20 protein-coding genes and 1 pseudogene are annotated in these 19,442 nt (G+C 42.8%); 13 read left to right on the top strand and 8 right to left on the bottom strand.

Going from position 1 to position 19,442, the window contains the following annotated elements; genetic code table 11:
• Positions 1-4: 4 nt before the first annotated feature.
• The 7 genes from ACYQ3Q_RS27595 (at position 5) to ACYQ3Q_RS27565 (ending at position 5,980) form a co-directional block, all read left to right on the top strand.
• Complete coding sequence (locus ACYQ3Q_RS27595) at positions 5-1,111, top strand: uroporphyrinogen decarboxylase family protein (protein ID WP_459931607.1); 1,107 nt, start codon at positions 5-7, stop codon at positions 1,109-1,111.
• Positions 1,104-1,745, top strand: coding sequence for a corrinoid protein (locus tag ACYQ3Q_RS27590; RefSeq protein WP_459931606.1), 642 nt, complete (start codon positions 1,104-1,106; stop codon positions 1,743-1,745). The genes ACYQ3Q_RS27595 and ACYQ3Q_RS27590 overlap by 8 nt, the downstream gene beginning before the upstream one ends.
• A gap of 72 nt (positions 1,746-1,817) precedes the next feature.
• Positions 1,818-2,366, top strand: coding sequence for a type 2 periplasmic-binding domain-containing protein (locus tag ACYQ3Q_RS27585; RefSeq protein ID WP_459931605.1), 549 nt, complete (start codon positions 1,818-1,820; stop codon positions 2,364-2,366).
• Between the two features lie 5 nt (positions 2,367-2,371).
• Positions 2,372-2,899: a TRAP transporter substrate-binding protein DctP gene (gene dctP / locus ACYQ3Q_RS27580; protein ID WP_459931604.1), complete on the top strand. Its 528-nt coding sequence runs from the start codon at positions 2,372-2,374 to the stop codon at positions 2,897-2,899.
• 121 nt (positions 2,900-3,020) lie between these two features.
• The gene (locus ACYQ3Q_RS27575) at positions 3,021-3,530 is read left to right on the top strand and encodes a TRAP transporter small permease subunit (RefSeq protein ID WP_459931603.1); all 510 of its coding nucleotides are present in this window, start codon (positions 3,021-3,023) and stop codon (positions 3,528-3,530) included.
• Positions 3,531-4,862: a TRAP transporter large permease gene (locus ACYQ3Q_RS27570; RefSeq protein WP_459931602.1), complete on the top strand. Its 1,332-nt coding sequence runs from the start codon at positions 3,531-3,533 to the stop codon at positions 4,860-4,862. It abuts the gene before it with no gap.
• Positions 4,863-4,948: 86 nt separating this feature from the next.
• Entirely contained in the window at positions 4,949-5,980 is a 1,032-nt protein-coding gene (locus ACYQ3Q_RS27565) for an MtaA/CmuA family methyltransferase (protein WP_459931601.1), read from the top strand.
• A gap of 153 nt (positions 5,981-6,133) precedes the next feature.
• On the opposite strand, the pseudogene ACYQ3Q_RS27560 reads toward ACYQ3Q_RS27565, so the two are convergent.
• Positions 6,134-7,110 (bottom strand): annotated as a pseudogene (locus ACYQ3Q_RS27560) (NlpC/P60 family protein); the annotation flags it as partial.
• 78 nt (positions 7,111-7,188) lie between these two features.
• Here ACYQ3Q_RS27560 and ACYQ3Q_RS27555 point away from each other — a divergent pair.
• Positions 7,189-7,563 carry a biotin synthase BioB gene (locus tag ACYQ3Q_RS27555; RefSeq protein WP_459931600.1) on the top strand — a complete coding sequence of 125 codons (375 nt, stop codon included), beginning with the start codon at positions 7,189-7,191 and terminating at the stop codon, positions 7,561-7,563.
• 37 nt (positions 7,564-7,600) lie between these two features.
• Positions 7,601-8,098: a biotin synthase BioB gene (locus ACYQ3Q_RS27550; RefSeq protein ID WP_459931599.1), complete on the top strand. Its 498-nt coding sequence runs from the start codon at positions 7,601-7,603 to the stop codon at positions 8,096-8,098.
• 129 nt (positions 8,099-8,227) lie between these two features.
• Here ACYQ3Q_RS27550 and ACYQ3Q_RS27545 read toward each other — a convergent pair whose 3' ends face one another.
• The 7 genes from ACYQ3Q_RS27545 to ACYQ3Q_RS27515 form a co-directional block, all read right to left on the bottom strand.
• Positions 8,228-9,094: a uroporphyrinogen decarboxylase family protein gene (locus ACYQ3Q_RS27545; protein WP_459931598.1), complete on the bottom strand. Its 867-nt coding sequence runs from the start codon at positions 9,092-9,094 to the stop codon at positions 8,228-8,230.
• A 69-nt stretch (positions 9,095-9,163) separates the two neighbouring features.
• On the bottom strand, positions 9,164-10,876 hold the full coding sequence (locus tag ACYQ3Q_RS27540) for an ASKHA domain-containing protein (RefSeq protein WP_242860354.1): 1,713 nt from the start codon (positions 10,874-10,876) through the stop codon (positions 9,164-9,166).
• A gap of 10 nt (positions 10,877-10,886) precedes the next feature.
• Positions 10,887-11,891 carry a uroporphyrinogen decarboxylase family protein gene (locus tag ACYQ3Q_RS27535; RefSeq protein WP_459931621.1) on the bottom strand — a complete coding sequence of 335 codons (1,005 nt, stop codon included), beginning with the start codon at positions 11,889-11,891 and terminating at the stop codon, positions 10,887-10,889.
• A 69-nt stretch (positions 11,892-11,960) separates the two neighbouring features.
• Positions 11,961-13,031 (bottom strand): uroporphyrinogen decarboxylase family protein, encoded by a 1,071-nt coding sequence (locus ACYQ3Q_RS27530; protein ID WP_459931597.1) that lies wholly within the window; start codon positions 13,029-13,031, stop codon positions 11,961-11,963.
• A complete protein-coding gene (locus ACYQ3Q_RS27525) occupies positions 13,028-13,684 on the bottom strand; it encodes a corrinoid protein (protein WP_459931596.1) in 657 nt (218 codons plus the stop codon). The genes ACYQ3Q_RS27530 and ACYQ3Q_RS27525 overlap by 4 nt, the downstream gene beginning before the upstream one ends.
• 67 nt (positions 13,685-13,751) lie before the next feature.
• The gene (locus tag ACYQ3Q_RS27520) at positions 13,752-14,900 is read right to left on the bottom strand and encodes a double-cubane-cluster-containing anaerobic reductase (protein WP_459931595.1); all 1,149 of its coding nucleotides are present in this window, start codon (positions 14,898-14,900) and stop codon (positions 13,752-13,754) included.
• Positions 14,878-15,681 carry an acyl-CoA dehydratase activase gene (locus ACYQ3Q_RS27515; protein ID WP_459931620.1) on the bottom strand — a complete coding sequence of 268 codons (804 nt, stop codon included), beginning with the start codon at positions 15,679-15,681 and terminating at the stop codon, positions 14,878-14,880. The genes ACYQ3Q_RS27520 and ACYQ3Q_RS27515 overlap by 23 nt, the downstream gene beginning before the upstream one ends.
• 359 nt (positions 15,682-16,040) lie before the next feature.
• Here ACYQ3Q_RS27515 and ACYQ3Q_RS27510 point away from each other — a divergent pair, with 359 nt between their 5' ends.
• From ACYQ3Q_RS27510 to ACYQ3Q_RS27495, 4 genes are all read left to right on the top strand, one after another.
• A complete protein-coding gene (locus tag ACYQ3Q_RS27510) occupies positions 16,041-16,265 on the top strand; it encodes a hypothetical protein (protein WP_459931594.1) in 225 nt (74 codons plus the stop codon).
• A gap of 320 nt (positions 16,266-16,585) precedes the next feature.
• A complete protein-coding gene (locus tag ACYQ3Q_RS27505; protein WP_459931593.1) occupies positions 16,586-17,566 on the top strand; it encodes a methionine ABC transporter ATP-binding protein in 981 nt (326 codons plus the stop codon).
• Positions 17,556-18,215, top strand: coding sequence for a methionine ABC transporter permease (locus tag ACYQ3Q_RS27500; protein WP_459931592.1), 660 nt, complete (start codon positions 17,556-17,558; stop codon positions 18,213-18,215). The genes ACYQ3Q_RS27505 and ACYQ3Q_RS27500 overlap by 11 nt, the downstream gene beginning before the upstream one ends.
• A 152-nt stretch (positions 18,216-18,367) precedes the next feature.
• On the top strand, positions 18,368-19,204 hold the full coding sequence (locus ACYQ3Q_RS27495) for a MetQ/NlpA family ABC transporter substrate-binding protein (protein ID WP_459931591.1): 837 nt from the start codon (positions 18,368-18,370) through the stop codon (positions 19,202-19,204).
• The last annotated feature ends 238 nt before the right edge of the window (positions 19,205-19,442 follow it).

Raw genomic sequence — 19,442 nt, 5'->3', positions numbered from 1 at the left:
TACTATGACAATGACACCGCGTGAACGGGTGATGACGGCACTTCATAGAGGAGAACCCGATCAAATACCTTGGATGGAAAACGACATCGAGGAAGCGCTCCAGTACGAGATTATGGGCAGAACGGATTTTACCCCGCCGGAATTATGCGAGAAACTTGGCTTAAGCGCATTTGGTGCCCATTATCCGACCGGTGAGGTTTCCGATGGTCAGGGAATGGTAACTAAGGAGACCTATAAGGAAAGCTATTACAACCCTAAAAAAGTAACCTTTGATTTCTTCCCTCCTTGGATTGCAAAAATGGGGAGCGATCCGGCTACGGGCCGAACCTATATCGAAAAGGGGCTCTTAACCTCGGAAGATTCATTAGCCTTGTTTGATGAGTTCTTGCCAGACCCCCATAACCCAGCAAGATATGAAAAAATTGCTCAGTGGATTAAGCAGTATAAAGGAGATTACGCTGTCTTTGCTCGTATTCGCCTGGGTGCAGCTTCGACCCTCGAAAGCATGGGACTGGAAGAGTTTAGCTATGCACAAATGGACAATCCGGAATTAATCCAAAAAGTCATGGGACGGTTTGCCGAATGGTCAGCAGCGGTGGTAGACCACCTGAATGAAATGGATTTTGACTTCTTTTGGGCCAATGATGATCTCGCCGGAAACCATGGACCTTTCATGTCGCCCAAGGTATTTCGTGAATTGATGCTACCGAGCATGAAAATCGTGGCCGACAGAATTAAAAAACCCTGGATTTTCCACAGTGACGGCAATCTCTTCCCGATCATGGAAGACCTGCTCACCCTAGGTATGACGGCTGTCCATCCTATCCAACCCTGTGCCATGGACATGGGCAAGATGAAGCAAGAATATGGCGGTCGGGTGGGAATTGTCGGTAATATTGATTTAGATTATACCCTGCCCCTTGGTACAGTAGACGAAGTGGACGCAGAAGTGCGTAAAAGAATCCTTACAGCTGGACCAGGTGGAGGCTACATTGTCAGTAGTGCCAACAGTCTGACGGATTATTGTAAGCTGGAAAACGTCCTAGCCATGAGTAAAGCAATTAAAAAATATGGAAAATATCCATTAGATGGAGGGGAAACGAATGTCTAATCTCTTAGCAGAAATTCAAGAGGCCGTGATCAACGGCCAAGCGCCTAAGGTGAAAGAACTAACTCAATCTGGTCTGGATGCGGGTCAAACTCCACAACAAATCCTGAATGAAGGATTAATTCCAGCCATGAAAATAGTCGGAGAGAAATTTCAAAAAGGTGAGTTTTATATTTCAGAAATGATGATCTCTGCTCGGGCTATGTACGCCGGGCTCAATCTAGTCAAGCCTTTATTAATTGCCCAAAAAACGGAGAGCAAGGGTAAAGCCATCGTGGGTACGGTACAAGGAGATCTACACGACATCGGTAAGAATCTAGTCTGTATGATGATGGAAGGGGGTGGATATGAAGTCATTGACTTAGGTGTTAATATTACATCGGAACAGTTTTTGGAAGGGGTCAAGGAGCATAGTCCTGACTTTGTCATGATGAGTGCCCTGTTAACCACCACAATGGAGTCTATGGCTAAAGTGATACAAGTATTGGCTGACAATGGTTTGCGAGACAAGGTTTTAATTGGAATCGGAGGAGCACCGGTTACCCAGCGCTTTGCAGATTCTATAGGCGCAGACTTCTATGCTTCCGATGCGGGAGAGGCGGTTAGTAAAGCGAATTCGCTCTTACTAGAAAGATAGTAAGAGGAAAGACGAGTCGAGCAATTTTAAATAATAAAGGAAGTCCAAAAAATTATAAGGAGGATTTAGAAAATGAGATTATTAAGCAAAAAGAAAATGTTGAGTCTAATTTCCATGGTGCTCATTCTAACCCTGTCGGTGGTAGGCTGTAGCTCAGCACCAAAAAGCACCGGAACTCAAGCTGACCCGGCAAAAGTAATCACTTGGAAATTGACCACCAGTTGGTCAACCGGAATTCCACTTTATACAGAGACAGCTCAGTATTTTACCAAAGAAGTGGACAAAATGAGTAATGGACGCTTAAAAATCGAGACCTTCCCCGGCGGGGCAATTGCTCCTGCGCTCGAAGTGTCGGAAGCAGTCCGCACGGGGGTTGCTCAAGCAGGTCACCTGTGGCCTGGTTATGACATCGGGAAGGACCGTACTTCGGCATTGTTCGGCGGATACGCTGGAAGTGGTACATCAGAGGAAATGATTCACTGGCTTTACAACGGCGGAGGTTATGAACTCTGGAAAGAATGGCGCTTAGCAAAATTTGACTTGATCGGCATGCCGATGGGTGTACGCCCACAGGAAGTTTTCCTACACTCCCATAAGCCAGTAAAACTCTGGCAGACTTAAAAGGCTTGAAAGTCAGAACGGTAGGCGCTTGGGCTGAAATCCTACCTGGCTTAGGGGCATCTGTAGTTTCCTTAGCGGGTGATGAAGTGCTACCTGCCCTAGAGAGAAAAGTGATTGACGCTACTGAATGGGCAACTCCAGGAGAGGACTTAGTTATGGGCTTCCACGAAGTCGCAAAATATGTAGTCATCCCAGGAGTACACCAACCCTCCGCACCGTTTGAATTGGTCATCAATAAGAAAGCTTGGGAAGAATTGCCGGATGACCTGAAGGCGATTGTAGAACAGGCTGCCAAAGCCACCACCATGCATTCCTGGACCAAACTAGGAACCGATGATGTGGGCGCTATGGCAAAGTACACAGAGAAGGGCAACATCATTGTAGAAATGGATCCTTCGGTTAAGGTAGAGGCTCAGAAACTGGCCGCTGAATGGGCTGATAAGAGCGCCAAAGATAATCCGATTTTCCAAAAAGTGCTGAAATCCCAGCGGGAGTTCACCGCAAAGTGGAAAAACGTTGAGGCTAACCGCTAATCGCTAATGACATTCAATAATCACTAATGGCTTCGTAATAGGTAAATCTTGAGCCCTTTCTGAGGACTAAGATTCTTTGGTTAAGGAAAGGGCTCAGCAATTTCAAAGGGAAGGTGAGTAGATGCAATTGCAAAGAATTCTTAACGGAATTGATAACTTGAGCATGTCAGTCGGTAAATTGGCAGCTTTTATTGTCATACCGAATGTGTTTGCACTGGTTTATGAAGTCGTCGCAAGGTACGTATTTGAAGCTCCGACCATTTGGTCTTTTGAAATTACGTATTTCTTATATTCTGCTCACTTTATGCTAGGAGCTGCTTATGCCCTGAAGGATCGTGCTCATATCCGCGTTGAAGTATTATATTCCCGCTTTTCAGAACGGACTCGTGCAATCATTGACTCCGCTGGTTATCTGCTTTTTTTCTTCCCCGCCACCATTGCCCTGTTGATTGGTGGATTTGACCTTGTAATGGAATCAATCGCTATGGGGGAAAGGTCTGGAGTTTCATCCTGGAGGCCCATCATGTGGCCTTTTAGAGCGATTCTACCCTTAGGCATTTTCTTTCTATTATTGCAAGGTATTGCTGAGTTTATCAGAGCAGTGCCGAAGGCATTAGGGAGAGTGAAATAAATGGAAATCAGCAATGAACTACTATCTCTATTTATGTTTGTGGGTGTCTTTGTTGGGATTTTGGGAGGCTTTCCAGTCGCTTTTTCCCTTTTAGGAATGGCCTTTTTGTTTGGTATTCCGGCCTTTGGAGATGCCCTCCCGGCCTTCTTAATTCGTCGGATTTTTACCGTGGCCAGTAACTATGTGCTGGCAGCAGTACCCTTTTTCGTGTTTATGGGGGTAATGTTGGAAAAATCCGGTATGGCGGAAAGACTGTTTGGGGCGATCAAGATTTGGATGGGCAAAGTCAAAGGTGGTCTGGCAATCAGTACCATCATCCTCTGCACCATCATCGCGGCCAGTACCGGAATCATTGGTGCTTCAGAAGTAATTGTGGGTCTACTTGCCCTACCGATCATGCTCAAGAGTAAATATCAAAAGGAACTTGCCACAGGAACGATCATCGCCGGAGGAGCCCTAGGTACGTTGATTCCCCCGAGCGTGGTAACCGTGATTTATGGTCCTACCGCCGGAGTATCGGTGGGAAGACTCTTGATTTCAACGATCTTACCAGGCTTAATGCTTAGCACGTTATTCATCTTATACATCGTTATCAGGTGTCAACTTAACCCAAGTCTGGGACCCGTGAGTGAAGACGAGGATAGAAATTTGAGCTTCGTGAAAAAATTCCGCCTCACTGCGCTATCCCTCATTCCTCCGCTACTCTTGATCTTTACTGTGCTTGGAAGTATTATACTTGGCTTAGCTGCTCCTACTGAAGCTGCTGCCATGGGAGCTGCCGGCAGTATGTTATTGGCTATTGCCTATCGCAAGTTGACTTGGCAGGTACTAAAGGACGCTCTATATCAGACCATTAAGCTGACCACCATGATTATGCTCGTGTTAGTAGCAGGTAACGCTTATAGTGGTGTTTTCTTAGGCCTTGGCGGTGGGCTTGCTATGGAACAAATCATTCTGAACCTGAATATGGGACAAACAGGCATCCTGTTAACGTTCCTATTCATCATCTTTTTAGGTGGCTTCTTATTGGACTGGACCAGTATCCTCCTGATTTTTATTCCAATTTTTGCACCCATCGTGGTAAAAGCTGGCATAGATCCGGTTTTGTTTGGAACACTGGTAATCATGATGATCCAAACCTCATATCTAACCCCTCCCATGGCACCGGGAATTTTCTATCTCAAAGGAATTGCTCCCCCTGAGGTGAAGGACACTCATATTTTTAAAGGAATTATTCCTTTTGCTCTGATTCAATTATTTGCCATTGGTTTAGTCATCCTATTCCCGCAGATTGCCCTGTGGTTACCTGAAGTAATTCTTTCGCAACGATAATTATTTTGTGTTAGATTTTAGGTGCCGCTCCCACTTAAAGAAGTTGAAGTTTCAGTGGTTTGATAATAGGCTAGGAGGGTTGATCTATGGTAAGCACTGAAATGACCAGTAAAGAAAGGTTCTTAGCAGCACTACTCAGACAAAAGGTTGATCGTCCTTCAGTTGCTAATCCGACCTCCGTAGCCACCATGGATTCTATGAGATTAACCGAAGCCTACTTTCCCCATGTTCATTTAAATGCAGACAAAATGGCGGCTCTGGCTGGAGCCGGACATGACCTTTTAGGCTTTGATACAGTCAGTCCGTATTTTAGTGTACAACAAGAGGCTGCTGCCTTTGGCTGCAAAATGACTTGGGGTGAAATTGACACCATGCCCGATAGTCTCGGGCCCTTATACAAGGACCCTGAGCAAGTTAAAATTCCTGAGGATTTTTTAGACAAGTCGCCGATTAAAACTGTCTTAGAAGCCCTAAAGCTCTTGCGCGGGCGATACGATAAGCGTTGTGCCATTGTCGGTAAAGCGATGGGTCCTTGGACCTTAGCTTACCATCTTTACGGCACGGAGGATTTCTTATGTGATAGTCTTTTAGAGCCGGATAAGGTCAGAGCCTTCTTAGATATTTTAAAAGAAGTAACCATCCTGTTTGCCAATCAACAATTTGCCTGTGGTGCGGATGTGGTGACGATCGCAGATCACGCCACAGGGGATTTGGTGGGTCCTTGTGTCTACCGGGATTTGCTCTTGCCTGTACACCAGGAAATCACCGCGAGGCTTGAAGGCCCGGCAATTTTGCATATCTGCGGAAAAACGTTAGACCGCATGGGGTATATTGCCGACTCCGGGTTCGTCAATTTTCACTTTGACTCAAAGGTAGACCCTGTGGCTGCGATGGAAGCAGTCAAGGGGAAAATATCCCTCTCTGGCAATATTAACAATGTTGAAACCCTACTTTATGGAACCCCACAGATGATTGAAGACGAGGTGAAGAGAATCATGGCAGCCGGTGTTCAGATCATCGCCCCGGAATGTGCTGTTCCACTCAGGGTCTCCAACACCAACCTTCATGCAATCGTATCGAGTGTCTGCAAACTAGCAAAAGCTAATAGCATTGGATAGTCTGAGGATTAAAGTGATAAGCATATTTTAGTAATGACACGATAGAAAAACTGTCCATTGAGCCCTGTTGGCACATGCCAGATGAGGGACTCAATGGACAGTTTAATTTCTAGGCAGAAATTCTCTCGATGTCAACTTTATTGAACGAATTCACTAATACCTGCGTGCTCCGAGATAACGGGAAGAGTAAAAGCTTTCACCAAGGCTGGAAATTTTAACATCACTATTAGGGTTGCTGGCATGAATAAAACGTCCTCCCCCGATAAAGATGCCCACATGCGAAGCACCCGGAGCGTAGGTCGAGAAAAAAACTAAATCACCAGGTGAAAGGTTATTTCGGCTGACGGATACTCCAGAAGCAAATTGCGTAAATGAGGTACGTGGTAGAGAGATCCCAGAACCAGCGTAGACATACTTAACGAAACCAGAACAGTCAAAGCCGCTTCGAGTCGTTCCCCCAAAAACATAGGGTGTCCCTTGCAAACTGAGAGCGCGATCGACAATGGAGGAACCACTGTCTCCGCGAGAAACAGTTGAAGTCGAAGCTGAAGTGATCGTTACGGGCCGACTATTAGGGCCTTTCGCGATGACTTGATTGACAGGCGCTTGAGTGATTTTTTCATCGATGACCTGTTTGGTAACGTCTAGACCATTCTTTTGTAATAAGAATAGGTCACTAATTTCGAACCATTACTCCCTGGTACGACGACTTTTGTTTTGCCGACGCCTAAACTGCTATCAGCTTTTGTAACGACATCATAGGGAATTGTTTCTGGACCCGAATAGGTTCCTTGACTCACTACGGTAAGATAGGGTGTAGTATCTACCAGCTTAATAATTTGACCCGGCTTCAGCTTTGTATCTTCAGTTGCTCCTGGATTACCAGCTAAGACTTCTTTGGTCATCATATTATTTTTGCGGGCAATAAGCCACCAAGAATCATTGGGTTGCACAGTGTAATCCTGCGTCCTTACTTTACCGTCAACTAGCAATTTAAACGCTTGATCTACTTGTTTTATTTGATCGGGTTGAACTTCTGCAACTTCGATGTTAATCGTTTCCTCAAAATTAACGGAAGTTACCTTATTTTCAGCACTGGGTTTACCATAATAGGCTTCATAAACTTTAAGAAAAATGAAAGAATTTTATTTACTTTTCCATAACTATCAGATTACTCCAGATCAGATTAAGGAGGTTGCGAAGTAATAATGACAAGATTTGAAGATATTTTGGTAAAGGCTATCAGTGAACCCATTAATCAGGAGGAAGCTCTCTATCTTTTTCAGGAGACTGAGGATAACACAAAAGCAGAAGAACTAATGAAAACGGCCAATAGTGTTCGGGAAAAAGTCATGGGAAATACGTTCCGGTGGAGCGGAGGGATTGCTAGCGTTCTTCGTTGCCACTTGAAACCATTATGTAGTTACTGTCCTTATTGGCGTGGCGATCCCAAAACCCCTTTAACAATCCCAGAAATCGTAAAAGGGGTAGAGTACATTGTCCGGCATGGCATTAAGGAATTTCACTTAAGTGGTGGTACAACCTTGAGAAGTGATGGTCGTGATATGTTAGAAATCTATTAATCCAGAAGTATTTAAAAGGGTCAAGCCAGGAGATGACTTGGATGAGAAAAAGAAGTTTGCCCGCTTAATCGGCGAGGCTGGCCTTGGACTGGGTACTGGGGTAATGGCTGGGCTGAGCTTGGAAGAAACCAAGTACCAAGACTATGTTGACCTTATTTTTCACCTCAAGGAGTATGAACACCTTGCGAATGTCTATGTAAGCAAATTCTTCCCTGTTAAGGGGATTCCCTTAGAGAAGTACCCAAAGTGTAGTTCATGGGAAGCAGTTCGCGTCATTTCCATTATGCGGCTCATTCTCAGAAACATAGACATAGGGGCGGCGGCGGGTTGGGAGCGCAATGAATATCCAACTCCTTTGATGGCTGGTAGTGGGAACAGAGCTGGTGGTATCCACATCAACAGGTCTCCTCAATACGACATGTCGTCTTCACGCAATGTAAAGTGTACCTATGAAGACAACATGGAATTCTATAATAATATGGAAGCAATGGAAAGAAGTTATAATGAACTGGGAGTGAAGATTGTTGCGGTTTAAAGAATTTAGTGAGGTAGAAAGTAACGTAACAGACTCCTGTTTTTTGGATTCTCAGCACCAACAGCGGATGAAAACAGGGTTAATGGGGTTATTTTCATAGTAGAAAGCATAAGTTTTCAGGGTACTCCTTCACTTGATTAATTCGATCCCCCAAAGAACCGATTGAACCATCCTTTTTAAGCTCCCCTTAATGCATCTGTGTCCTATCACAATGGGCTCGGTCGTCTCGTCAAGCAGCCCTAACAGCGCCTGTCCATAAGTCGAAGCTTCGTCTGCTTCGAGAGGATAAGATCTAGCCATCTCTGTTTTTACAAGTGCAGTCGAGGTCTTACCGCAGAGGTGGAGAAGGACTTTACCACCAGCTTCTTTAATACTCTTTATAATTCGCCAGCTTGAGGGGCCACTATACTCTCGATATACTTTTGGTCCAATAATACCTATTGCTCCGACTGGGTCTCCGTAAGAAATAATTGAGGCACCCCTTTTGATACCTTCAAGGCTATAACGGATGATACCCTCTTCAACAACAGCCAGAATTTCCTGAATTCGCAGGGGGTCTTTTCGTAGACCTTTATAAAAATTCATGGGGTCGATAAGAGACGATAGGATCGTAAAAGGACCCTCCACATTTAGAGCCACTTTTTCCCCCGCCTCCACCAGAATTTCCACGGCGTCTAGGACTTCTCTAATACGATCTTCATTTAGCTCCAAACTCTGGAGATTGGACATTTCTTCAATTGACGTAAAACGGTAACTCTCCACCCTTGGCCCATTCAAGGCATCGCCCAGCTTGATGTACGCCCCGTAAGCTTCTGCTTCTACCGTAACGCAGAAAGGTACCCTAGCTATGACATCTCCTCGGTGCTTCCTTAGCTCCCGTGCAAGGGTTGCCATGCTATTTTTATCAGCATGAGCACCCGGGAGGGTTATTCCTGTTTTACTGTGCACCTCTTCCGGAATCTGCTCCAGATCGTCTCCCGCACATATAAAGTCCACTCGTCATTCCTCCATTTTCAGAAGTCAGTAGTGTGAGAGGCCTTGGATTTCCCACCCCTCGATCCTCGATTAAAAGCCCAACGCTTTAACAAAGTAGTCCTGAAAGCGGGGATTTGTGGAAAGCTCCAGAACCTCTATCCTATTCTTCAATTCATTGATCTGGGCCATCACAGCCTTATTGATCAGGGCCAACCGGGCTCCTTCCACTGAGGAATTGCCTACAAAGGTTATCTTCCCTTTAAACCCTTTGGGCAGGAGGCCAATTTCCCGAATACTATCCGGATTAATATGGTACCCGAAGGCCCCGGCAATAACCGCTTCCTCTATAGCTTCGAGAGAGATGCCTGCTTCTTCGAGGAGCAGAGTTACCCCTGCTGCAATAGCACCCTTGGCCAGTTGAATCTGGCGGATATCCGTCTGGGAAATATAAAGTTCCTCTGTCAGATAAAACTTCTTATCCCTGACCCTAGCTTTTATTCGGGGATCAAGGTTAGGGTTAAAGCGCCCGCTGGCTAGGACTAATTCTCGTTTGACCATTGCCGCAGTTATATCAATCAGGCCGCTCCCACAGATTCCCTTGGGTTGAGCCGCGCCAATGGTTGTAAAATGAAGATCAAACGTATCATCTATTAAAAAGGAGTCTATGGTCCCGTCTTCGGCACGGCAACCGCAGGAAATGTTCATTCCTTCCAAGGCCGGACCGGCAGCAGTAGAGGTAGCAATGAGCTTGCCTCCAAGATTAGCCACGATTTCACCGTTGGTTCCGATATCTAAAAAGACAGAGGGGTAGTCTTTTTTGTCAAAGGCCGTGGCAACCACACCGGCAAGAATATCAGCCCCAACATACCCTGATGCTGAAGGTAAAAGGGTTACCCTTCCTTCTGGACAAATCAGGATACCTGCCTCCCTAGCCTTTAGGTCAACTTGTTCAAGAAAGACCGGTCGGTAGGGGGCATGGGCTATGGATCCGGGGTATATACCCAGAACAAAGTGCAGCATGGTCGTGTTCCCTGCTATGACTACTTGATAAACACGCTCCGTTCTACGGGCGTTACCGGTAAGGTCTATCACTAGTTCATTTAGTTTTCCTATGATGGCTACTTGAAGCTGGGTGGCGCCTTGGGAATTTTCCCGACAGTAGCTTATTCTGGTCAAAACGTCACCGCCGAACTCTGTTTCAGGGTTTAGACAGGACTCTTTCTGGAGGATTTCCCCGGAGGCCAGGTCTAGGAGATAAGCGGAAATTCCTGTGGTGCCTATGTCAATAGCCACACCAAGGATTTCGCCAGGCTCGGATCCAAGGTCAACAAGATCGTTGTCAAATAAGACACCATAGACTTGTTGCGCTCCACCCTGTTCCAGTTTACCCGCCTTCTGATAAATGTCCACCGAGCCAGAGTTATAAGATAGTCTTGCTAGGTAAGGCTGAGCTGTCCTTTCGGGAGGTGGTAACAAAACCTGTTTTACCGAGCTGTCGACTTCTACCGCTATCGCAACTCCTTGGTTAATAGTCTTGAGCTGGTTACCTTTTGGAGGAAGTTCGATCCAAACTTCACCCCTTACCCGAGCCAGGCAGGCCAAACGGACGTTAAGGGCATGGATGAACTCACTTTCCAAATCCTCTGGGGGGAAAAGGTCACCCCAGGCCTTGACCCGGCATTTGCCGCACAGACCTAAGCCATTACAGGGAGTCTCCAAGGTCAGACCCGCTGCCCTAATACATTCCGAAAGCCGCTCCCCTTCGGTAACGTCTATGGAAAGATCCTCGTTGGTGAAATGCACCTTAACCCTGTTAATAATAAGAACCTTCTTTCACGTAATCTGTCATGGTTTTGAGATTGCTTATCGAAGTAGCCATACTGAGACCGCAAGCAGGAGCAACGATATCCACCTCTGAATGGAGCACATTGCGGGTGATGCCCACAATCTTCGCTCTTTCCCCAGTGTGCAGAAGTTGGGTACTAACATTGCCCATAAGTCCCGTCTTGATTCCCGCTCGGGCGATTTTCATGTTGACTATTGAATCAAAGCTCACAGCATTAGCCTTGACCTCATTGAGGGACTCGACGATATTGCTGGCATTACCGCATATGTGAAGGATGATAGGGATACCTTCCTTATGAAGAGCCTTGATTATTTTCTGATAGTAGGGAACCGCAAACTTTTGGAAATTGCGTGGTCCCAGAATTTCTCCTGTCGCTGTAGGATCAGATATGGAGATAACGTCCGCTCCGGCCCTAACCATCTCTAAAGCATATCTGATCAGATAGTCATTAACGAAGGCGAGAAAACCGGCCACTCGTTCAGGTTCCCGCCTTAGCATCTTAAACATTTCCAGAGGGTCAACAACCGAGGTCGCAGTACTGATATGGCCTGAAACATTGCCAATAACCGGGACATGGCTGTTCCTGAGTTCACGGATCGCCTCTAAAACTACCCCCATTCTGCCGGTGGTAACGTCAACCAGGGAATAGTTTTCCATAATGGCTTCTAGTGGCTCGTCATTATACCGAGTAACTCTGGGTTCGATAAGGTTATCTCCTAGATTAACGCTGGCACCTAGTGCTTCAACTTCAGCAGTTAGGCAATAAGGTACCCCATAATTTTCAAAGCCAATGAGCTCATTGATTTTTCGTGCAGCACTTACCATGGCTTTAGTATCTGAGTGATGGCCGCCCCCTACTTGATCGGATATCTCCGTAACGCAGGCACTCATCATGCCGCCCGGGCAAATAATGGGAGGTCGGTCAACCCTGTCTCCCTTCAATACGTTTAATAGGCGTTCTTTTTCATCCAGAATTATTCACCTTCTTCCGACCTTTTCAACAGTTTGCTCAAAATAGACCTTAGTCAAGCGATCTTTTCCTTATCTTAACATTTTATCTAACTTTTCAGGTTCAATGGGATAGCCTATCTCTCTTGCTGCATCCATCATCGCTTCAATGTTTCTCAACGGCGTTTCTACCGGCAAACTACAGCCTGACATAATAACATATCCTTTTGGTGAATCCCAGGCTTGCTGCACGCATTTAATAACCGCCTCGCGTACATCAGCAGGGGTACCAGCATACATCACGGCAGAAGGATCTACATGTCCCAATATTTTAACTCTATCGCCAATCTGTTCCTTGCATTTTTGCAGATTTACTACATTGTCAACACTGAATCCAGCAACGCCCATAGCGACTATATCCTCCCATATTTTTTCGGTTTTCCCACAGATATGCATCGTCACTGACTTTCCTTTAGAAGTAATATATTGCACCAACTTTTGCAAATATGGCGCACCAAATTCACGGAAATGTTTGGGGCTAACAACAGTGCAGGAAGACATGGGCTCGGAAATTGTCGGGGTCAGACCAACGTCAATGATCGCCTGAGCATATCTGATACAAGTTTCCAATGAAACTTCGCAAGCACGATGAACGACCTCCGGATTAGTGAAGAATAACTTGCTCATCTTTTCAATACCCAATAAAAAAAACGCATTGGTAAAAGGGCCGACAATCCCTCCTGCACAAGAAACTTCTTCTCCTAATTCATCAATGAGATATTTCATCGCTTCGATATGGATAGGCAAACGACCGTCTTTATACGGATCGGCTGCTTCTAAACGATCAATTTGGCTGATGTCATCAATAGCCGGAGTAGCCAGATCTGCTGTGTTATCTGCAGGAAAATTAATTTTCGTTCCCATAGCTTCCGCCCAGGGAAACAAATCCGTGAATATTCTTACCCCATCATAGCCAAAACGGCGGTAAGAAGCGATTTGGGCATCGGCAATAATCCTGGCACTACTATTGAATTCAGATATTTTACAGCCATAAATTCGAGCAACCCCATTGGCTACATTCGGATTGCAGGGGAGACGATCTGCCATTTCCCCTCTTGCTATGGCCTGAGCTCTTTCAACCGGGGTCATTTTGTCCTTCATCATTGTTGAGCCTCCTGTACCAAATCTTGTGCTAATTTAGCAGCTTTAGATGCGTCTTCTGCATAATGCGCACCGATTTTATCGGCAAAACTTTTTGATATGGGACCTCCCCCGATCATAACTTTGATCTTGTCCTGCAACTTATCTCTTTCTAAGAGCTGTATCACTGCTTTCATACCTTCCATTGTCGTGGTCATCAAGGTTGATAAAGCGATAATATCGGCATTAATTTCTTTTGCTTTCTTAACAAAATTTAGTGGAGGCACATCTCTTCCTAAATCGACCACATCAAAGCCCGATGTTTCCAACATTATTTTAACGAGATTCTTCCCGATATCATGCGTATCCCCTTCCACAACCCCAATTACAACTTTATAGTTATCCCCAAGTTTATCCAGCTTTAAGTGGGGTCTTAAAACGTCGAGTCCCGCATACATAGCATCCGAACACATCAACAATTCAGGAATAAAGTATTCTTCCTCTTCGTACAATTCACCCGCTCGATCCATCCCGTGTGCTAAGCCTTTATTAATGCCTTCATAGGGATTAAAATTATTTTCTATATACGTCTGGGCAAGTTCAACTGTCATTTTTTCATCCATATTCACAACCGAATCAGCTAATTGCAATAATAGCGTTTGCTTTAAATCTGACATACTCCGTCTCCTCTACTCTAGAATTACGTTTCAAACAACACCGAGCCACGTAATTATTAGACCCACTTCATGTGATGCTGATCATTTCTAAGAATGCTTCAATCCGAACCTTTAATTGTTCCACATCGGATTCTGAATAGTCTGTTTCAATTTGCAAAAACGAAAGATTTTTCTTCCCCTGCAGGTATTTCTTCAAACTATAAGACTCGATGTTATAGGTATGACATGCCTGCCAAGTAAGATCAACAATACCATCTACGTTAAACTCGTCCACTAATCGTTCCACAAGTTCAAACCGAGCGATGTTCGGGGACATACAGGAACAAGGCGTTCTGAGATATTTTTCGGCAATCGCTAAAAGAGGTTCTTTCCCTTCATCTACTTGGTCATAAACTGCTTTATACCCTCCGCAGCTTTCGAAACAAACAACATTTCCGCCGCTCTCTTCGATTATCTGAACAACCTTATGTGAGCCAATCCCTACAGGAACCCCAGTTAAGAGTATTCTTGGCGTCTTCATATTAAATGAGGTGATCCCCCGGCTGTACAATTCCTTCAATTCTAACGTCAAGCGATCAACCATGAGCACCGCTTCCTCTTTGTCAATGCTAAAGCCCCGATTATAAAGAACCATCAGTAAATCTACGCCACTGATCGGCGAGGGCTTAAGTTTAGCAATATCCTGCAAGTCTTTAAGTGAACGCCGTTCTTCATTTAACAATTGGATGGCCTCACGTAAATCTTGATCTGTTATGGTTACGTTGAGTTCGACTTCCAGTCGATCTTTCAGCTTTATGATTTCTCCATACCAATACTGTAAAGCCTCTTCATCCTGCTTTTGCGGAAGCTGGAGTAAATGAAGAGGCTTTATTTTGGAAAGCAATTCATACATTTTTTTCTTGCCATCACAGGTTGTTTCGGCAATCAGAAGATCGGATAAATTAAAGTAGGGGCATGCACCAGAAGCTGCATACCCATAACTTGATTTAATGAGAGGACAAAGATTTCTGGGCAAAACCTTTTCGGCTGCGGCAATAGGGTCCTGTTTAGTACTACATAGAGGTATGGGAATAGCCCCGGCCGCCATGACTATTTCCATAGGCGAATAGATGCAGTACTTTCCTACAACTTTCCTGCCTTTTTCTTTGGCAGATTTTATCAAATTAATACTTTTGGCGCGCAAATTTTCAAATTCACATAACATTTCGGATTGCATCCTTATTACCTCCTTCACGATAGTTTTCGAAGCCTACAATTGCAGCACCAAGCGCACCGACAATCTGTGGCTGATTGGCAATATTAAATTTGGCACCAAAAGCTGAGGATAAAATCACACAAATCTCGGGATTGTTAGCCACCCCGCCAGAGAAAGTAATCTCTTCCAGACAGGAAATTTTAGATGTTAAACTTATCATTTTATTAGCAATGGTTTTAACGATTCCTGAAGAGATCGCCTCTTTAGTCACTCCTTGGGCAAGGAGACCAATGATCTCGGACTCAGCAAAAACGGTACACATGCTGTTAATACTTACGGGCTTGCTACCTGATGCCATTTTCCCTAATTCATCTAACGAAATATCAAGAATTCCTGTCATAACTTGTAAGAACCGCCCCGTACCAGCAGCACATTTATCATTCATTATAAAATCAGCAACCGAACCATCTTCTGCGACCGCAATCACTTTACTATCCTGACCTCCAATGTCTATGACTGTTCTGGTTTGCGGAAAGAGAAATCTCGCACCCTTAGCATGACAGGTTATCTCTGTCACTTTTTTATCTATAAAAGAAAGCGACACCCGTCCATAGCCGGTTCCAACGACAGTATCTACGTCCCGCTCTTGTAGACCAGCATTGTTTAGCGCTTCAAGAAATACAGTCCGTCCAGCTTCTTTAGGGTTCCAGCCAGTTGGGATAATAGCCATACTTCTTATCGTTCCATCAAAAATGACGGCCTTCGTTGCAGTAGAACCGACATCAATTCCAGCGGTTATCACCACTTCACCTTCCTTAATTTTCAATCAGTTAATTTTGTTGACCACTAATTTAAGCTAGACATTATGGTTGAGACTATCAAAAAGATGGAGTTTATCCAGGTCAAGGCTAAGTAGACCTTAGAATTTACCTGAAGTTGGTATCGGCAGTTGCTCTTAAGATAATACTGACATTAGCGTCTCAACTGTAAGGCGAAAGTCATATTTCAATAGACTGCTCAACACCCCCAGTATCATGATGCCGACAAACAATGTTGTAATATTTACTCATTTCTACACAATGTGCAAGATCAATTGATAATGTATTAACTATTTTATATCATAACTAATACATTATCAATAAGGAGCTCAGACGTTTTTAGGTGCCAGTAGCACCTTATTTAAGTGTACCTTTTTTAGCTTGTGCTATAAACTGTAAGGTGAAATTGCCTATTTTTGAAACACGCCTTGGACGGTTCTTTACCGTTAACAGGAAGGGGGTATCGGATATCGTTCCCGTACCTTTGTTGAGTGGGCCAATTTTGGCCAAAATGGGTGGTAACGCGGAAGACTACGGCTTTCGTCCCTGTGATAAGGATGAGCCGTAGCCTTATTTGTATGATAAACTATCCGTTGGTCACGGATTCAAGGATAAGTAAAATTACATAAATAATCTTAAGGTTATGCATTTACATAATATAAGACTAATAGTATAATAATTTTATTATCGGGAATAGAACCTGCTCATACTCTATCTATCAGCAATATGTGTACCGTTTTTTAAGAATCAGAAATTATTGGCCTCTTGGTCCGGAGCAATTCTAAAGGCGGAATTATTGCTGGACTGCACCAGTCGGTAGGCAAAAGGGTACTACTATCGGAGGGGTTCTCCATTAAATTAATATCTGCGGATGGAGGCATAAATAATTTGATTGAAATTGTTAATTTACAAAAGTCATTTGGTAAGATTCATGTTTTAGATAATATTAATCTTAGTATTGAAGACGGAGATATCTATGGCCTTGTAGGCAAAAGCGGGGCAGGGAAGTCAACACTTTTAAGGTGTATAAATGGTCTTGAATCCTATGATTCTGGAAGCTTGAAAATAGATGGCTTTGAAGTAAAAAATCATAGTGATAAAGAAATTAGGGAATTTAGAAAAAATATTGGAATGATATTTCAGCACTTTTCATTAGTACAGAGAAAAACAGTATATGAAAATGTTGCGTTGCCAATGGAATGTTGGGGATACAAAAAAGATATCATAGATAAAAGAGTAAAAGAGTTATTAGAGATAGTTGAAATTGAAGACAAAATTAAAGAAAAACCAAGAGCCTTAAGTGGAGGGCAAAAACAAAGGGTTGCAATAGCGAGGGCAATTTCCCTTAATCCCAAAATTTTACTTTGTGATGAAGCTACATCGGCATTAGATCCCAAAACTACAAAGTCAATACTATCCCTATTAAGGGAAATTAATGAGAAGCTTGGAATAACAATTGTTGTTGTAACACATCAGATGTCGGTAGTGAGACAGATTTGTACTAAAGTGTCCATATTAGAAAAAGGAGAGATTGCAGCTAAGGGAAATGTTGAAGATATATTCTTAAATCAACCACAGTCCTTAAAGAATTTATTAGGTGAAGAAGATGATGAAATACTTCCAAGTATAGGGAAAAACATAAGGCTAATATATTCAAAAACGGATATATCCGAAAGTAGAAGTTTAATATCTACTATAGCTAGAAAGTTAAATATAGACTTTTCTATAGTGTGGTGCAAGATGGAGAAATATAGAGACGATGTTTTAGGTTCAATTGTTATAAATATAGAAGAAAAAAATGAAAAATTGATAACCAATTACCTAACTAACATTGGAGTACAATGGGAGGTAATAAATAATGAGCAATGATGCTATAGAGCTATTAAGTAAAATTGTTTTTCCCGAACTAATCAAGACATTATACATGGTGTTAGTTGCTGTAGTATTTTCTACATTTTTTGGATTTATTCTTGCAATTATTTTAACCGTAACAGATAAAAATGGATTAAAGCCAAATAAATACATCTATCAAGTACTAGATACAGCTATAAATATAGTAAGATCCTTTCCATTTATTATATTGATAGTTGCAATAATACCTCTTACAAGGTTTATTGTAGGAACATCCATTGGAGAAAAAGCTGCCATAGTGCCATTAATAATAGCAGCCTCCCCTTTTATAGCTAGACTAATAGAAGGAACCCTTAAGGAAGTAGATAGGGGACTTATTGAGGCAGCAAGGTCCTTTGGAGCATCAGATATGCAAATAATTTTTAAAATAATGATTAAAGAAGCTATTCCTTCAATTATTTCCGTAATAACCCTAGCAGTAGTTTCCATATTAGGAGCAACAGCTATGGCAGGAGCAGTGGGAGGAGGAGGCCTAGGTGCAATAGCACTTACATATGGATATCAAAGTTTTAATGAAACCGTAATGTATGGTACAGTGTTTGTCTTGATTATAATAGTTCAAATTATTCAATTATCAGGTGATTTCTTATATAGAAAATTGAGATAATAGAACATACTGTATACGTGTATTGCTTTCTGGCAGAGATCCAAGAAGTGCAATAACTTTTGATATAGAGGAGGTGAACAAGTACGCACTAATAATGGTATTGGGAAGACAAAAAAGATGCTGAATGGGCAAAAATAAATGGAGGGTATAGTTTGAAAATAGTAATAAAAAAGATAATATTATTGATGCTATCTATCGTACTAGTGCTATCATTTACTGGTTGTAGTGGCAAAGCTGTCACTAAACAAACAGATACAAAAAGCACAAATGAAAAAAAGGTAATAATAGCTGGAACATCAGTACTATTTGAAGCTCCATTAAGAGCTGTACAAAAGGATTTTGAAAACTTAAGTGGATATAAACTAGAAATTAAAGTGTTTGATGATGCTGTAGTAACAGACATGGCATTAGCTGAAGGAAGTATAGACGTGAATTTTTACCAACATGAACCTTATCTCAATGCTTTTAATAAGAGCAAGGGGACTAATTTAGTTAGATATGGTAAGAAAGTTCTTGCAAGTGACTATGGACTATATTCAGATAAGATAAAAAGTTTAGATGAGCTTAAAGATGGATTTAAAATGAGTATACCTAATGATGCTAGTAATAGAGGTATAGCACTTAAATTTTTACAAAAAACAGGATTTATAAAGCTCAAAGAAGGAGTAGCCTTTCCAACACTGATAGATATTATAGAAAACAAAAGAAATATAAAGTTTGTAGAGATGGATAGATTAAGCTTAGTAAATTCATTATGTGATGTAGACGTATCTGCAATGCCATCTATCTATATGTTCCAAGCTGGTAAAGACCCTAAAACAGCAATAATTTCTGGTTATAATTCAGATGAACTTGGAATTATAATAGTATTACGAGAAGACAAAAAAGATGTAGAATGGGCTAAATACCTTGAAAAGGCTCTTACAAATGAAAATTCAAGAAAATTTATAGAGGAGAAATATAAAGGAGCTGTAGTTCCTTTATTCTAAAACTTGCGGGTATAGCCTAGTAGTTATGTTAGTGACGCCTCTTATGGCCATAGATTGACGGTTTATTATGACCACAAATGGACAGATAAGTTGTCCATTATCAATTGTCTGTCAGTCAGTCTCTGTCGTCATCGATTACATAGAATTTAAGGAAAGGAGCCGATGGCATATTACCGGCTCCTTTTAACGATTATTTATCCCGAAAATATTTAAGATTGGCTCTGTAAGCCAGAATATC

Source organism: Desulfosporosinus burensis (genome assembly GCF_054657535.1).
This window is presented reverse-complemented; position numbering and strand designations above follow the sequence as displayed.

Coding starts and splice junctions, on each gene's coding strand:
- ACYQ3Q_RS27585 (WP_459931605.1), top strand. CDS start 1,818: ATGAGATTATTAAGCAAAAAGAAAATGTTGAGTCTAATTTCCATGGTG.
- ACYQ3Q_RS27530 (WP_459931597.1), bottom strand. CDS start 13,031: ATGATGAAGGACAAAATGACCCCGGTTGAAAGAGCTCAGGCCATAGCA.
- ACYQ3Q_RS27590 (WP_459931606.1), top strand. CDS start 1,104: ATGTCTAATCTCTTAGCAGAAATTCAAGAGGCCGTGATCAACGGCCAA.
- ACYQ3Q_RS27595 (WP_459931607.1), top strand. CDS start 5: ATGACAATGACACCGCGTGAACGGGTGATGACGGCACTTCATAGAGGA.
- ACYQ3Q_RS27565 (WP_459931601.1), top strand. CDS start 4,949: ATGGTAAGCACTGAAATGACCAGTAAAGAAAGGTTCTTAGCAGCACTA.
- ACYQ3Q_RS27520 (WP_459931595.1), bottom strand. CDS start 14,900: ATGCAATCCGAAATGTTATGTGAATTTGAAAATTTGCGCGCCAAAAGT.
- ACYQ3Q_RS27555 (WP_459931600.1), top strand. CDS start 7,189: ATGACAAGATTTGAAGATATTTTGGTAAAGGCTATCAGTGAACCCATT.
- ACYQ3Q_RS27500 (WP_459931592.1), top strand. CDS start 17,556: ATGAGCAATGATGCTATAGAGCTATTAAGTAAAATTGTTTTTCCCGAA.
- ACYQ3Q_RS27575 (WP_459931603.1), top strand. CDS start 3,021: ATGCAATTGCAAAGAATTCTTAACGGAATTGATAACTTGAGCATGTCA.
- ACYQ3Q_RS27570 (WP_459931602.1), top strand. CDS start 3,531: ATGGAAATCAGCAATGAACTACTATCTCTATTTATGTTTGTGGGTGTC.
- ACYQ3Q_RS27525 (WP_459931596.1), bottom strand. CDS start 13,684: ATGTCAGATTTAAAGCAAACGCTATTATTGCAATTAGCTGATTCGGTT.